Annotated in this window: 12 protein-coding genes; 6 read left to right on the top strand and 6 right to left on the bottom strand. The window is 62.8% G+C overall.

All coding sequences use genetic code 11. From position 1 onward, the window contains the following. Window positions 1-63 precede the first annotated feature (63 nt). The 6 genes from R9B85_RS23950 to R9B85_RS23925 all read left to right on the top strand — a co-directional run bounded on the left by R9B85_RS23950 (window position 64) and on the right by R9B85_RS23925 (window position 8,325). Window positions 64-1,539: a flavin monoamine oxidase family protein gene (locus R9B85_RS23950; RefSeq protein WP_112253737.1), complete on the top strand. Its 1,476-nt coding sequence runs from the start codon at window positions 64-66 to the stop codon at window positions 1,537-1,539. Continuing rightward, a complete protein-coding gene (locus R9B85_RS23945) occupies window positions 1,536-2,204 on the top strand; it encodes a c-type cytochrome (protein ID WP_258392857.1) in 669 nt (222 codons plus the stop codon). The genes R9B85_RS23950 and R9B85_RS23945 overlap by 4 nt, the downstream gene beginning before the upstream one ends. 326 nt (window positions 2,205-2,530) lie before the next feature. Beyond that, the gene (locus tag R9B85_RS23940; RefSeq protein WP_423770645.1) at window positions 2,531-4,030 is read left to right on the top strand and encodes a flavin-containing monooxygenase; all 1,500 of its coding nucleotides are present in this window, start codon (window positions 2,531-2,533) and stop codon (window positions 4,028-4,030) included. Between the two features lie 76 nt (window positions 4,031-4,106). Next, window positions 4,107-5,738 (top strand): 3-(methylthio)propionyl-CoA ligase, encoded by a 1,632-nt coding sequence (locus tag R9B85_RS23935; RefSeq protein WP_423770644.1) that lies wholly within the window; start codon window positions 4,107-4,109, stop codon window positions 5,736-5,738. Continuing rightward, the gene (locus R9B85_RS23930; RefSeq protein WP_423770643.1) at window positions 5,702-6,694 is read left to right on the top strand and encodes an alpha/beta hydrolase; all 993 of its coding nucleotides are present in this window, start codon (window positions 5,702-5,704) and stop codon (window positions 6,692-6,694) included. Before R9B85_RS23935 ends, R9B85_RS23930 begins: the two co-directional genes overlap by 37 nt. Window positions 6,695-6,744: 50 nt before the next feature. Further along, window positions 6,745-8,325, top strand: coding sequence for a GMC family oxidoreductase (locus R9B85_RS23925; protein ID WP_423770642.1), 1,581 nt, complete (start codon window positions 6,745-6,747; stop codon window positions 8,323-8,325). Window positions 8,326-8,636: 311 nt separating this feature from the next. Here the strand turns inward: R9B85_RS23925 and R9B85_RS23920 are convergent, their stop codons facing one another. From R9B85_RS23920 to R9B85_RS23895, 6 genes are all read right to left on the bottom strand, one after another. After that, window positions 8,637-10,061 carry a coniferyl aldehyde dehydrogenase gene (locus R9B85_RS23920; protein ID WP_252379376.1) on the bottom strand — a complete coding sequence of 475 codons (1,425 nt, stop codon included), beginning with the start codon at window positions 10,059-10,061 and terminating at the stop codon, window positions 8,637-8,639. 88 nt (window positions 10,062-10,149) lie between these two features. Next, on the bottom strand, window positions 10,150-10,800 hold the full coding sequence (locus R9B85_RS23915) for a hypothetical protein (RefSeq protein WP_112253743.1): 651 nt from the start codon (window positions 10,798-10,800) through the stop codon (window positions 10,150-10,152). Between the two features lie 33 nt (window positions 10,801-10,833). Beyond that, complete coding sequence (locus tag R9B85_RS23910; RefSeq protein WP_215521416.1) at window positions 10,834-11,487, bottom strand: c-type cytochrome; 654 nt, start codon at window positions 11,485-11,487, stop codon at window positions 10,834-10,836. A gap of 9 nt (window positions 11,488-11,496) precedes the next feature. Beyond that, window positions 11,497-12,984, bottom strand: a complete 1,488-nt coding sequence (locus R9B85_RS23905; RefSeq protein ID WP_423770641.1) for a flavin monoamine oxidase family protein — start codon at window positions 12,982-12,984, stop codon at window positions 11,497-11,499. 89 nt (window positions 12,985-13,073) lie between these two features. Beyond that, on the bottom strand, window positions 13,074-13,790 hold the full coding sequence (locus tag R9B85_RS23900; RefSeq protein WP_112253746.1) for a hypothetical protein: 717 nt from the start codon (window positions 13,788-13,790) through the stop codon (window positions 13,074-13,076). A gap of 63 nt (window positions 13,791-13,853) precedes the next feature. After that, entirely contained in the window at window positions 13,854-15,188 is a 1,335-nt protein-coding gene (locus R9B85_RS23895; protein ID WP_215521414.1) for an NAD(P)/FAD-dependent oxidoreductase, read from the bottom strand. Window positions 15,189-15,319 lie beyond the last annotated feature (131 nt).

Genomic DNA, 15,319 nt, shown 5'->3' with positions numbered 1-15,319 from the left:
CGCGCTACGCTATTTTACATAACTGCGGTTATTTAAATACAACAATAGCGTGCCGAGGCAAAAATGAACACTGAAGACACGTCTTCGCCGGCATGCCGCCGGCGTCTGCTTCTGCAGGCGCTCGCTGGCGTGGCGTTGGCAGGTGGTACGGGGCTCGCCGGGCGAGCGCTGGCCCAGACGGTAGAGGCAACCCCGCCAGATGTACTGGACGTGATTGTCATCGGCGCCGGGCTTGCCGGCCTCACCGCAGCCAGAGATCTGCATCGCGCTGGCTGCACCTCCTTCGCCGTACTGGAGGCTCGGGATCGAGTAGGCGGACGGACCGTCAACCATCAACTCGGCGGCGGTGTGATCGCGGAGGCCGGAGGGCAATGGGCAGGCCCCGGACAGACGGCCATCTTCGACCTGGCACGCGAATTGGAAGTCGAGACCTTCCCGAGCTACTACCAGGGCCGCAATGTCTATCTGGCGGGCAACGCCCGATACGAGGAAGATCTCAGCGCCGCCCATGGCAACCCTGTCACTGCGAAGCTCAACCAACTCTCGCGCAAGGTTCCGAGCAAGGAGCCGTGGACCGCAGCCGATGCGGTCGAAATCGACAAACTGTCGGTAGCCCAATGGCTGACGAACCAAGGCATCGACAATGCCAGCCGTTTCAGCTTTGACACTTCCATAGGCCTGACCACCGGTACGCCGCCAGCCAGCCTGGCCCTGCTCCACTACCTCTCGCTTATCAACTCGGCCGACTGCAGTATGGAAAGGCTGGAGGGCTTCCATGGCGGCGCCCAGGAGACCCGCTTCGTGGGCGGTTCCCATGTATTGAGCACGCGCATGGCAGAGGCGTTGGGCGATCGCATGAGGCTGTCCAGCCCGGTACGCAAGATCGCCAACTGGGACAGGGACATCGTCGAAATCTACACAGACCAGGGGCTGGTCCGCGCCCGCCAGGCGATCGTTGCACTGCATCCCGCACTGTGCCACCAGATTGTCTTCGAGCCGGCTTTGCCCGAGGGGCGCGCGCAACTGCAACGGCTGTGGCCTGCCCATGCACCGATGCGCAAGACGGTGCATGTCTACGACCGGCCATTCTGGCGAGACAAAGGGCTCAATGGGCAGATCAGCCAGGCCGATGGCCCCCTGATCTTCTCCTGCGACAACTCGCCCGCCGATGGCAGCGTCGGCATCCTTTCGGCGTTCGTGCGCAGCGCCCAGCTGACACATGAAGCCGAACGGGCGAGCCAGACGCTGGCTGGCATTTTTGCCCAGGCATTGGGTGATGAAGCCTTGCAGTTCAGGCAGTACCACGATCACGACTGGGCCAAGGTCGACCCCTGGACCTTGACCTGTGTCGGCGCCATCCCTCCCGGTTTTCTCACCCGTTGGGGCCGCTACCTGAAACCTGCCGTCGGTCGGCTGATCTGGTCGGGCACCGAAACCGCTGACATCTGGGCCAGCAGCATGGATGGCGCAGTGCGCTCCGGCCACCGAGCTGCCCTGGAAGCATTGCAGGCGCTGGTTGCCAATCGGAGGAACGCATGATGAAACGCGCTTTGCTGATAGGTGTTGCGGTCGGCGTTACCGGGCTTGTGCTGGCGGCAGTCATTGCCGGCCCGCAGATGCTGGCGGGCTATCGATTCATGAGTGCACTGGACAGCCACTACGCCCGCTACGACGCCGATGTCGGAACCTGGCCGCAACCCCAGGATACCTGCAACGCATGCCATGGGGCTTCCGGGCAGTCACAGAACGAGCAGTACCCATCCCTCGCGGGGCAGCAGGCCAGCTACCTCCAGGCACAACTCCAGGCATTTGCACAGGGCAAACGGCACAGTGCGCAAATGGAGCCACTGGCCGCCACATTGAGCGACGACCAGATCGCGTCGCTGGCGCAGTATTTTGCCCGACAGACGCCGCTGCGCACCGACACACCGGCGGCAGATGAGCGGTTGTCGGCCGAGGGCCAGGCGAGTGCCGCAGCGCGGGGCTGTAGCGCCTGTCATGGCAGCGATTTCATGGGCGGGGCAACTGGACCGCGACTCGCCGGGCAGGGACAAGCTTATCTGCTCAGCCAGCTCCTGGCGTTCAAGCAGGGCACGCGGACGGACCCAAGTGGGGCCATGAACGCGACCGCCGGTCTGCTTTCACCAGCCGAGGCACAAGCGCTGGCGCACTACCTCGCAGGCCTCGCCGCCGCCAGCCGCTGACCTGTCGAAGGGCGGATGCTCTGCCTCCGCCCTTGTTTCAAGGCGTGATCACGCAAGCTTGGCTCCGCAGGCAAAAATCGTTTCGGTCTTAAACATAACAGTCGTTGCGTTAAAGCCGACAGCGGATTACAGTGCGGTAAAACAACAACAATCAACGGAGCTCATCGCATGCACGACTCCATTGCCCCACCCGCTGCCGTCCACGCCCCTCCGGGCCTCAGCACTGCCGTCTCGCGGCTGCCGAACGACTGCCGCGTGATCGCCTGTGCGCTGATACCCACCTTTCAATCAACGACCCGGTCAGACCCCGAAGGCGCGGAGATTCCATGAGCAACCTTCATTTCGATACCTTGATCATCGGTGCAGGCCTGTCCGGCATCGGCACGGCTTGCCATCTGATGGACGAGTTCCCCAACCGTAATCTCGCCATTCTGGAACGGCGTGAGTGCATGGGCGGAACCTGGGACCTGTTCCGCTATCCAGGCATCCGCTCCGACTCCGACATGCTCAGCTACGGCTACAAGTTCCGCCTTTGGGACAGCCCCAAGGTGCTGGCTGACGGTGCCTCGATCCGGCGCTACATCCAGGACACCGCAAAGCAGTACGGCCTTGCCGACAAGATCCATTACGGCCTCAGGACCCTCGCTGCGAACTGGTGCAGCCAGCAGCGCCTGTGGCAATTGACGGTGCTGCACGAAGCCAGCGGGGATATCCGGCATTACACCTGCCGATTCCTGCTCTGCTGCACCGGCTACTACAACCATGACGAGGGTTTTCTGCCCACCTTTCCAGGGGAGAACGACTTCAAAGGTGTGCGGATCCATCCCCAGCATTGGCCCGAGGACCTGGACTATCGCGACAAGAATGTCGTGGTCATTGGCAGCGGGGCCACCGCTGCCACGCTGATTCCGGCGATGGCCGACAAGACCCGCCATATCACCATGCTGCAGCGCTCCCCCTCGTACATCTACTCGCTGCCTTCGACCGATAAGCTCACGGGCGTGCTCTCCCGCATCATGCCTGCAAGCTGGGCGCTCGGCCTGGCACGTAAACGCAACATCATGCTGTACCGCGCCGTGTACATTGCCTGCCGGCAATGGCCTCGCCTTATGCGCAGGATCATCCTGGCACACGTGCGCCGCCAGGTAGGCCCGAATGCCGACATGCGCCACTTCACCCCGAACTACATGCCTTGGGACGAACGCCTGTGCGCAGTACCCGACGGCGACCTGTTCAAGTCCATTCGCAACGGCCAGGCGTCGGTGGAGACGGACCAGATCGAGCATTTCACCGAGCATGGCATTCGCCTCAAGTCGGGCAAGGAACTGCCAGCCGACATCATCATCACTGCCACCGGGCTGCGCTTGCAGTTGCTGGGCGGCATGACCGTCTCGGTCGACGGCACGCCGTACCCGATCGGCGAGCAGATGACCTACAAGGGTGTGCTGCTGGAAAACCTGCCGAACATGGCCTGGATCTTCGGCTACACCAACGTGTCGTGGACACTCAAGGTCGGCTTGGCCGCCACTTACCTGTGCCGCCTGTTCCGCTACATGGAACAACGCAACCTGGATGTCGTGACCCCTTACGACAACGGCAACAACGCGTTGAGCGACGGGATCCTGAATTCGATGAAGTCCGGCTACATCCAGCGTGACCAGCACTTCCTGCCGCGTCAGGGCCGGTCGCACCCCTGGTTCGTCTTCATGCACTACGGGCGCGACAAGAAGATGTTGCTCAAGGACCCGATCGAAGACCACCACCTGGAGTTCCAGCGCGCCCAGCAACAAGCACTCACCCCGCGGCCCGCCAAGGTCACCGGTTGAACCACGACGCCCACGGCCTCGCCGCCAGTGTGTGAAAAACAAGAAAGGTAAAAGGCTGAATATCATGCTAGGTCAAATGATGACGCTCCCGCTGACCATCCCTTCACTGCTGGAGCATGCGCAGCGGTATCACGGCGATACTGAAATCGTTTCCTGCCTCCCTGGTGGCGCCCTGCACCGCTACACCTATGCCGACGCTCATCAGCGTGCCAGGCAAGCGGCCAACGCTCTGACCCGCCTGGGCGTCAAACCTGGCGACCGGGTGGGCACCCTGGCCTGGAATGGCTACCGTCATTTCGAGCTCTACTATGCGATCTCGGGCATGGGGGCCATCACCCACACCATCAACCCGCGGCTGTTCCCGGAACAGGTCGGGTGGATCATCAGGCACGCCGAAGATGAGGTGGTCTGCTTCGACGAAAGCTTCGCCCCGCTGGTCGCCGAAATCGCGGCGCAGTGCCCGAGCGTGAAGCACTGGATCGCCTTGTCGGATGCTGCGCAGATGCCGACCGCGGGCGAGACCCGCCTGCTGTGCTACGAGGCGCTGCTGGCTGCCGAACCCGCGACGTTCGTCTGGCCGACACTCGATGAGCATGCGGCCGCAGCGCTGTGCTACACCTCCGGGACCACCGGCAACCCCAAGGGCGTGCTCTACTCCCACCGCGCCACGCTGCTGCACGCGCTGTCCAGTGCCCTGCCCGACTCGCTCTCGCTGTCGGCCCGCGAGGTCGTGGCACCGATCGTGCCGATGTTCCATGTCAATGCCTGGGGGCTACCGTATTCGGCGGCCCTGGTAGGCGCCAAGCTGGTGCTGCCCGGTGCCGGCCTGGACGGTGAAAGTGTCTTCAGACTGTTCGAACAGGAAGGTGTCACCTTCTCGGCCGGCGTTCCTACCGTGTGGCTGAGCCTTCAGCAGTACATGCAGCAGACCGGCAAGCGCCTGCCCAGCCTGCAGCGCCTGGTGGTCGGTGGTGCCGCCTGTCCGCCTGCACTGATGCGCAGCTTCGAACAGGAGTTCGGTATACGGATCCAGCACGCCTGGGGCATGACTGAAATGTCACCGACGGGCACCGTGAATACCCTGAAAGCGTCGCACCTGGGCCTGAACGAAGAGGCGCGTTTCGCCATCAGCATCAAGCAAGGCCGGCCACCATTCGGCATCGACCTGAAAACCGTGGACGATGACGGCAACGAGGTGGCGCGTGACGGCAAGACCTCGGGGGCGCTGGTCGTACGTGGCCATTGGGTGGTCGATCGCTACTACCGCAGTGATGAAACGCCGCTGGTGAACGGCTGGTTCCCGACCGGCGACGTCGCCAGTCTCGACCAGGACGGGTTCATGCAGATCACCGACCGGGCCAAGGATGTGATCAAGTCGGGCGGTGAGTGGATCAGTTCAATCGAGCTGGAGAACATCGCCATGGGCCACCCTGCCGTCGCTGAAGCAGCCGCGCTGGGGATCGCCCATCCGAAATGGGACGAACGCCCTCTGTTGGTGGTGGTGGCCAAACCCGGAGAAGCACCGACCCGTGAAGCGATTCTCGCACTCTATGCTGGCAAGGTCGCACGCTTCTGCACCCCTGACGACGTCGTGTTCGTCGAGGCTCTGCCGCATACCGCCACCGGCAAGGTCAGCAAGATCCAGTTGCGCCAGGAGTTGCGTGACTACCAATGGCCGGGCTCACCAGCGCGCGAGGTGGCGTCATGAACGCCCCTGCAAGAAGCCGGGCCGATACCCGTGTCATCGACCCGAGCGAAGGTCGCTGGAAGCGCAGGCTGCTCAACCTGCTATTGCGCCTGTCGGTGAAGTCCCGCCACGGCATGGGTATCGATATCCAGCGCCTGCGCAAGCAGTTCGCGCAGCTGGATCGCCAAGGCCAAGCGCTACCAACGGATGTGCTTCGGACCAGAGTCTCGTGCAACGGTACCCCTGCGCACTGGCTGTCGCCGGCCAGTTGCAGGCAGGAGCGCGTGCTGCTGTACATCCACGGTGGTGCGTTCGTCGCCTACACCCCGCAGATTTATGCCGCGATGGTGGCGAACTGGTGCAGACCGCTCAAGGCCAGGGCGCTGATGGTGGACTACAGCCTCGCGCCCGAGTGCCCCTTCCCCACGGCGCTTGATCAGGCCCATGCCACCTACCGATGGCTGCTCGAACAGGGGACCAGGCCCGAACACATCGTGATCGCTGGCGACTCCGCCGGCGGCAACCTTGCGCTGGCGCTGCTGCAGCGGCTCCGGGACGAGGGAGCACAGCTGCCAAGCTGCGCAGTGCTGCTGTCACCGTTCCTCGATTTCACCCTAAGTGGTGCGAGCGCGCTGGGCAATGCCCATCACGACCCGATCTTCACCCTGCCTTTCGCGATCGCTATCCGCGGCTTCTACGCATCGGCCGAAAAGCACGCGTCGCCTGAAGTGTCGCCCTTGTTCGGCTCCTTCGCCGGCTTGCCACCACTGCTGTTGCAAGTAGGCAGCACCGAAATGCTGCTGGACGACTCGGTCCGCGCGGCGTCCAGCGCGGCGGCGGCCGGAGTGCCGGTTCGCCTGGAAATCTGGCAACAGCTGCCACACGTGTTCCAGATGATTGCGGCGCTTCCGCAAGCCCTCCAGGCACAGCGCCATATTCTGGACTTCGTCAACGACCACACGAACTGGGATGGCTAGCGAACCTGTTCCTGTCCAGACCTCCCAATGATTCCCTCGAGAACAACAACATGGAATTCGATTATCTGATCGTGGGTGCCGGCTCTGCCGGCTGTGTCCTTGCCAATCGCCTCAGTGCCGATCCCAGTGTCACCGTCTGCCTGCTCGAGGCTGGGCCGGAGGACCGATCACCACTTATCCATACTCCCCTGGGCCTGGCTGCCATCCTGCCAACGCGCCACGTCAACTGGGCATTCAAGACCACCCCTCAGCCTGGTCTGGGTGGGCGGGTAGGCTACCAGCCCCGAGGCAAGGTGCTCGGAGGCAGCAGTTCGATCAACGGCATGATCTACATTCGCGGCCATCAGGACGACTTCAATGACTGGCAGGCGCTGGGCAACGAAGGCTGGGGCTTCGACGATGTTCTGCCGTACTTTCGCAAGAGCGAAATGCACCACGGCGGCAGTAACGAGTATCACGGAGGCGACGGCGAGCTCTACGTCAGCCCGGCCAATCGCCACGCTGCCAGCGAAGCCTTCGTGGAGTCCGCGCTGCGTGCCGGGCACACCTACAACCCCGACTTCAATGGTGCCACTCAGGAAGGCGCTGGCTATTACGATGTGACGATTCGCGACGGCCGCCGCTGGAGCACCGCGACGGCGTTCCTCAAACCGGTCCGCCATCGCAGCAACCTTACCGTGCTCACTCATACCCATGTCGAAAGTATCGTCCTGCTAGGCAAGCAGGCGACCGGGGTACAGGCGCTGATCAAGGGCTCGCGCGTGCACCTGAGGGCGCGCAAGGAGGTCATACTGTCAGCAGGCGCCTTTGGCAGCCCGCACTTGCTGATGCTCTCCGGCATTGGTTCGGCAGCCGAACTCGAGCCCCAGGGCATCGCCCTGCGCCATGAGCTCCCGGGCGTTGGCCAGAACCTGCAGGATCACGCCGACGTAGTGCTGTGCTACAAGAGCAACGACACTTCGCTGCTGGGCTTTTCCCTGAGCGGAGGCGTGAAGATGGGCAAGGCCATGTTCGACTACGCTCGCCATCGCAATGGCCCGGTTGCAAGCAACTGCGCCGAGGCCGGCGCGTTTCTCAAGACCGATCCAGGCCTGGAGCGCCCGGATATCCAGTTGCATTCGGTGATCGGCACGGTGGATGACCATAATCGCAAACTGCACTGGGGTCATGGCTTCAGTTGCCACGTGTGCGTGCTTCGCCCCAAGAGCATCGGCAGCGTCGGCCTGGCCTCGCCAGACCCGCGCAAGGCGCCGCGTATCGACCCCAACTTCCTTGCCCATGACGACGATGTCGCAACACTGCTAAAAGGCTACCGCATCACCCGTGACATCATTGCCCAGACGCCCATGGCCAGCTTCGGCCTCAGGGATATGTACAGCGCCGGCCTGCACAACGATGAACAGTTGATCGAACTACTGCGCAAACGTACCGACACCATCTACCACCCGATCGGCACCTGCAAGATGGGGCAGGACGAGATGGCCGTGGTGGATAGCCAGTTACGTGTTCATGGTATCGAGGGGCTGCGCGTCGTCGATGCCTCGATCATGCCGACACTGGTTGGCGGCAATACCAACGCGGCCGCGATCATGATCGCCGAACGCGCCGCTGAGTGGATTGCCCACGGCTGACACCCTCGCCCGGACTGAAACCGCCCTGCACCATGCCAGGCATGGGCGGTTTCCGCCTACCCGATCTCCCCTCCTCCCGTCTCCAAGCCCGCACACCATCTGAACTGTGGGAGCAGGCGAGCCCGCGAACACCGGCAAAGCCGGTGCCATCCACTGCGCCGCCTGTTTCGCGGGCACGCCCGCTCCCACAGGTGCGCGAATGGCTCGTGAGCTCAGCATAAAAAAAGCGCCCCGAAGGGCGCTAAAAAGGGCATGACGATCGTAGCGTCAACTCGATGTAGCCTCGTCAGCCCTACCCAGCAAACGCTTTTTCAACGCAACATCAGGCGCATCAGGGCCTGGGTCAGGCGCCCATAGGGCGGTTTGAGCAAGAAACTGCCATTGAACTTCGCCTGGTAGAACACCGGCCGCATCTTGCTGAACGTCTGGAACCCTTCCTCGGCGTGATAGTGCCCGAGCCCTGAATTGCCCACGCCACCGAACGGCAGGTTTTCCTGCAGCACATGCAGCATCACGCTGTTGACCGAAACGCCTCCGGACAATGTCTGGCGCAGCACCGTCTCGACCCGGCCGGCGTCTTCATCGAACAGGTAGAGCGCCAAGGGCCGTTCATGGGCGTTGATGTAGCCAATTGCGTCCTCGAGCTTGCGATAAGCCAGTACCGGCAACACGGGTCCGAAGATCTCCTCCTGCATGATCAGCATGTCGTCGCGCACATCGAATACCAGGTGCGGTGTCAGCTTGCCCGCCCGACGCGCACCATCCACATCCGCCAGCGCCACCACGCGCGCGCCCTTGTCCCGGGCGTCCGTCAGCAGCGCCTCGACACGTGCCAGTTGGCGCGCATTGATCATGCAGCTGTAGTCGGGGTTGTCAGCCAACGGTTGCGGGTAATTTCGAGCCACCGCCGCCCTGGCATGCGCGAGGAATTCTTCCTCGCTGCCGGCAGGCAGGAACAGGTAGTCAGGCGCGACGCAGGTCTGCCCGGCATTCAGGCATTTGCCCCAAAGAACGGTCTCGGCAGCTTGCTTCAACGAGTAACCCGGGGCGACGATGGTGGGCGACTTGCCGCCGAGCTCCAGCGTCACCGGGGTAAGATTTTCGCTGCAATTGCGCATGATCTGTCGGCCTACCGCAGGCGAGCCGGTGAAGATCAGGTGATCGAAGGGTAGCCGGGAGAAACCGTCGTTGATACCTGCACCTGGCTGTATCACCGCCACCAGGTCCTGGTCGAAGCGCTTGCCCAGCAACTCGGCGAGCAAGCGACCATAGTGGCTGGAGTCGCTGGCCACCTTGATCATGGCCCGGTTACCGGCAGCCAGGGCGCCGCATAGCGGGCCCAACGTCAGGTAAAGCGGATAGTTCCACGGTGCCGCAATACCGATAACCCCGAGCGGCTGGGCCAGCACCGCAGCCCGCGCAGGCTTGAACCAGATACCGACACCGCGCTTGCGCGGTTTCATCCAGCGCTTCAGGCAGCGCACGGCGTGGTTGATTTCGCTCACCAGGCCGAAGATATCGAGCATCTTGGTCTCGTGCTCCGAGCGGTGGCCGAAATCGTTGGATATGGCGGCTGCGATCCGCTCGGCGTTCTCCAGCACCAGCGCCTTGAGCGCCAGCAGGTTAGCCCGCCGGGTCTGATAGGACGGGTAGCGTTCCTCGGCGAATGCCTGGCGCTGAAGCGCGAAAACTTCACGCATCCGCTCTACTGCTGGCGCGACTTGCTCGATCGACATTGTGTAAGTACTCCTGGTGGATCTCTTGGATCACTGCGACTGCAAACTGCGGCCGCGCAGGCGGCCCCAGCATGGAAACCGAGGCGTGTCAGCGCGCTGCCACCGCCTGGTGCTTTGCCCGCTCCAGAGCGAAGAACGCGTAGTACAACTGGATCATCATGAAGGACCAGCTGGCCAGCGCTATCGACATGAACACGGCCTTCGTGTCGTCCCCGGGTATGGGGTAGAAGTCATAGATGCAGGCCACCAGCAGCCCCAGCATCGCCGCCACCGTGACCCCGAAGGCGTGCAGGTACTCGCCGACCAGCACCAGGCGGCTGATGAAGTACGCCAGGTAGACCGTGTAGCCGGCCCACATGATTACGTAAAAGTAGGGAAGCGGCTTGATCATGAAATCAGCCTTGATCATCACGAACGTGCAGACAAAGGTGACGGCGAAAATCAAAGCGTCCTTGCCCGCCGAAGGCCGGAAGCCATGGGTGACGGCCATCAGGCCAAGCACCGTGACGATCGGGATGCCGAAGCCGCGGGAAAACGCATCGCAGAAATACGAAATACCGTAGGAGATTTGCGACTGGGTCAGCAGGTAGATCAGGAAGTTGGTACCGGAAAATGCCACGATCAGCCACTCCAGGCCCAGCAGGAAGTTGCCTCTGCGCAGGAACTTGATGCCGTAAGTGCTCCCGGAAACCACCAGGAGGACGCAAGTGAGCAACGCAAGAACATCTTTGGTTTCCATAGCTCAGGTCTCTTTCTTGTAGGTATGAAGGCTTTACTTCGGGGTGGCCGCCAAGGCGGCAAGGTAATGCGCCAGCGCCTTGCGGTCCTGTGCCGAGAGGGTCTGGGTAACCGCCTTCATCGAACCGGTTGGATCGACCCGGCTGCCTTGGGCAAAGGCGTCCAGCTGAACCAGCAAATAGTCGGCACCTTGGCCGGCCAGACGCGGGAATGCGCCCTGGCCCATCAGCTTTTCGCCATGACAGGCAGCACACGCGCCCGCCTTGACCAGTTTCTCGCCTTGCTGGCGCAGGCCAGGATCAGGCTGGAACGTGTGGTTATCCACGGGCGTCTGGCGGGCGTAGTAGTTGGTCAGCTTGTCGATTTCAGCGTCACTGAGGCTCATCGCCAGTGGTTGCATGTTCGGGAAATGACGGGTGCCATTGGCAAAGCCGTGCAACTGCGCCTTCAGGTAATCGGCGGGCTGCCCTGCCAGGCTGGGATAACGCTGGTGCTGCGAGCTCCCGCGTTGCCCATGGCAGCCGTAGCAGGCATCGGCCGTCTGGGGCCAGGGCCCGTCCGCTTCATAGGCCTGGGTAGTGCTGTCGATGTAGGTGACGAGGTGGTAGAAGCCCAGCAGGTCACGGCCGAACAAGGCCAGCAGGGCGACCAGCAACACCGCCGTACCCCACAACAATTTCTTTTTCATCACTGCCCCCTATGCCCGACGCAGCGAAGCAAGCGCCTGCAGCGCACTTTGATGACCTGAACGCACGGCGCCATCCATGTATCCGGCCCAGATATCGGCCGTTTCAGTGCCCGACCAGATCAGGTTGCCGCACGGCGGACGCAACGATTCGCCATGCTCGCTCCAGAAACCGGGCGGAATCGCCGACACGCAGGTCAGGCTCCAGGGGTCTGCCAGCCCCCAGTCATGATCGTGGTAGGCGACCGGCTGCAGGGCTTCATCGCCCAAGGAACGGGCGTAGATTTCGGTGAGGACCTGCTGCGCAGCCTGGTGATCGGAGGGCAGCATTGCATTGACGACGAAGGCGTTGATCACACCGATTTCGCCATTGGGTGGGGAATTGTCCCAAGCCCATAGCAGCGGCCCCTTGACCTGCATGGTGTGGCCGTTCAGGCCCTTATCGCGCCAGAACGGCCGCTTGTAGACCATCGCTGTCTTGCGCGCCGGGCTGTGTGCCGGCCAGGCGCGCTGCAGCGCCGCGCGCCCTTCCGGCAGCGCGGGCTCGAAGCGTACCTGGTTGCACAGGGCTGGATGGATCGCGACGATAACCCGGCGGGCGCGTATCAACCCTTGGTCAGTGTGCAGCGTGACGACGTCGCGGTCCCACTCGCTGATCGCGCGCACCGGGCAGGCCAGGCGCAGCCGGTCGCCCAACTGCTCGGCCATGCGGGTGCACAGGATCTGCGAGCCACCAACGAAGCGGGTGCCCTGGGCGCTGTCCTTGATCGAGTCCAGCTTCATGTAGTCGCAGCTTGCCGAATTGATCATCGACAGGAAGTGCAGCAGGCTCATCTTGGCCGGCGCCACGCCACAGGTGAGCATGAAGCTTGTGTCCCAGCCAGACCTGTCCTCGGGCTTGATATCCTGTTGCGCCAGCCAGTCACCCGCCGAGAGCTTGTCCAGTTCGTCGACCTTGGAAGATGCCCAGGGTTTACCGGACGGTACCAGCCTGGAAAGCTCACTGAGCTTGGCACCAATGCGTTCATCGGTGCCGAAGGTGCCGTGCAGGTCGAGCTCCAGTCGCCCTTCCCCGCCTAGCACCACGGTCTTGCCCTGGTAGTAGGTCGGGAACGTGTCCACCTCAAGCTCACGGGCCAGGTCGGCGACGGCCGTCTGGCCGGGCCCGATCCACTGCCCACCGACCTCGGAGATGTAGCCCGAGCCCAAGTCGTAATTGAGCACCCGCCCGCCGACCCGCTCACGGGCTTCCAGCACCTGGAACGAGCGGCAGCCGGCGTTCAGCAGATCACGGGCCGCCGTGAGCCCGGCCATGCCGGCGCCAATGATGGCGACATCCAGGATGCCCTCTTCGTCGCCATGCGCAGCCGCCACAGGTTCGGCAGCGCTGGCCAGGCCGACATGCAGGCCGAGGCCGCCTACGGCGGCGGTGGCGCCAGCAAACTTCAGCAACTGCCGGCGCTTGAGATCCAGTGAATTGGAGGTAGGCTTTTCAGCCATAAAAGGAGCCTCACGCTATTGTTGTTCGATTGTGCTGCGCCACTGCGTGGCGCTTCAGGTCCAGCGAGCAAGGGGTGGAGCGTTATCGTTCAGGCGCCCAGCGGCAGGCGCAGGGCCCGGCGTCGCAACTGCAACCCGAACAACACCAGCCAGAACGGGAAGATCAGTACCACGAGCACCAGCAGGGCATTGGTCAGCGGATCAAGGGCCGCAAAGAAGCCAGAAACGAAGTACAGGCCGAAGCACCAGCCCACCACCTTCAGCGGCAGCAGGACCGAGCTGCCCCAACCGGCATTCTTCAAATAGCGCCCCACGACGATGCCCCAGAACAGGACGACAGGGCCTTCGCACCACCAGAGCCCGCGCTGGCTACCCACGGCAATGGTCGTCCATGCTGCCTCGGCGCCAGCACGCAGGGCCTCGCTGCCCGTCAGGTGCAATTGCGCCAGTGGATCGAGCACCGAAAGCTGCAGACCCGCACCGGTTACGCCAAGCACCACATAGGTGGCGATGGCCAGGAGGGCCATGTCCCCGAGCGCCCCCGCCTCATCGCGAAACTCGCGCCAGAAATACGCCCCTACAGCCAGCACTGGCAGGTAGAAACCCAGGATGTCGGCGAACATCGACAGCCTGAAGTACTGCCTGGCTTCAGCCGGCAGGGTCAGCATGGTCGCACCCTGCAACGTCACGGCCATGTCACCCTGAGTGACCATGAGCATGAAACCGACATTGAGGTAGGCGAACAGTCCGCCGATGATCGAAGCCCACGCGGTGAATCGCATGGCCTCATTCGAATAATTGTTCATTGCAACTCCGGGGTGATAGATCGGCAAGGCGCCGCGCCGCGAGCGGCCAGCGCCTGATCGCAGTTACGACGCTCGTGCCCGTCGATTGAGGGCGTTGTCGAGCAGGTTTACACCCGCAAGGGCGGCCTTCACCGCGCACCACTGCAAAGGTTCGGGAAGCGTCGAGGGGGTCTTGTGGCGCAGCGCCGTGAGCAAGGGCTGCTCGATACCGCCGATACGTTCCGCCAGCAGGAAGCCGATCAGCGATTGGGTGCCAACGCCATGTCCCGAGCAACCAGCCGTGTAGTAGATGTTGCTGTGCGGTCCGGTTTCACCCACCACCGGCAAGGCGTCGTAAGCGAGGCTGATGTAACCGCTCCAGCACTTGTCGATCGCCACGTCGCGCAATGACGGGAAACGGTCGTCCAGGGCTTGCCGCAACGCGGCGTACGCCGTCCGGTCCGGCTCGTTCGGGGTCTGCGAGCCGTAGGCGTAACCCAGTTGCTTGGTGGTTATCAGGAGGGTGTTGCGCGCGGTCAGGCGATGGCTTTCCATGGTCCAGTGGGGGGTCACGATGCCCTCCCGGCCCTGCCAACCCAATGACTGCAGTTGCGCAGCGGACAGCGGCTGCGTCTCGATGGCCGAGACCCGCAGTGGCGTGACCTTGTCCCGCAGCAAACCCAGTTGCGGCGTGTAGGCATTGGTGGCCAGGACCATGACCGGCGCGCTTGCCGAGCCTTTCCTGGTTCGGCAGGTAACTGTTGGGCCGTCACTGTAGGACAGCAGCTTGGTCTGCTCGAACAAGCGAACACCAGCCCGCAATGCCGCCCGGCGCAAACCCATCACGTACTTGCCGGGATCGAGCGTGCCACCGTGCTGGATGCAACCGAAAAGGAACGCAGGCGGGATACCGCGAGCACGCATTTCATCGCGATCCACAAACCGTGTGACCGAACCCAGCTGCTGGCCCAGCGCCATGCTGTGGCGCAGTCTCTTTTCCTGCGAGGGATGGATGACGGCACGGATGACACCGCTGGGCAGGTAATCGCAATCGATGGCCAGCTCACCCAGCCGTCGTTCCACGTAAGCCACGCCTTCATCGTAGAAGGACACGACCTTGCTGGCTTGGTCCGCGCCGAGCCGTTTGTGAAACAGTTCGAACTCGACGCCCATGCTGCCGGCAAGATAGCCAGCATTGCGACCACTGGCTCCGAAGCCTGCAAAAGCCTGTTCGAGCACCACCACGCTGGCACCGAGCGCGGTGAGCTCCAGGGCAGTGGACAGCCCGGCGAAGCCCGCGCCCACGATGATCACATCGGCATTGATGTCATCCTCAAGCTCCGGCTGCAGATCGTCTGGTTGTTCGACCCATCCGCCGAGAAGGCGGAACTTGTCAACGTTGCTGCTGAGCTCGGACATGGTTTGCCTCCGAAATCTGTTGTTGTTTTGGCAGACTCTACTGCTGCGCCCTATTTAACGCAACATCTGTTATGTTGTTTTTTACACGTATTCGTCATCACATATGGAACGCTATTCGCAGGCTTGAATAA

The organism is Pseudomonas sp. NLJ1, from assembly GCF_049486705.1.
GTDB lineage: Bacteria > Pseudomonadota > Gammaproteobacteria > Pseudomonadales > Pseudomonadaceae > Aquipseudomonas > Aquipseudomonas inefficax.
The sequence above is the reverse complement of the archived record's forward strand: the minus strand, read 5'-3'. Positions and strand labels throughout refer to the sequence as shown.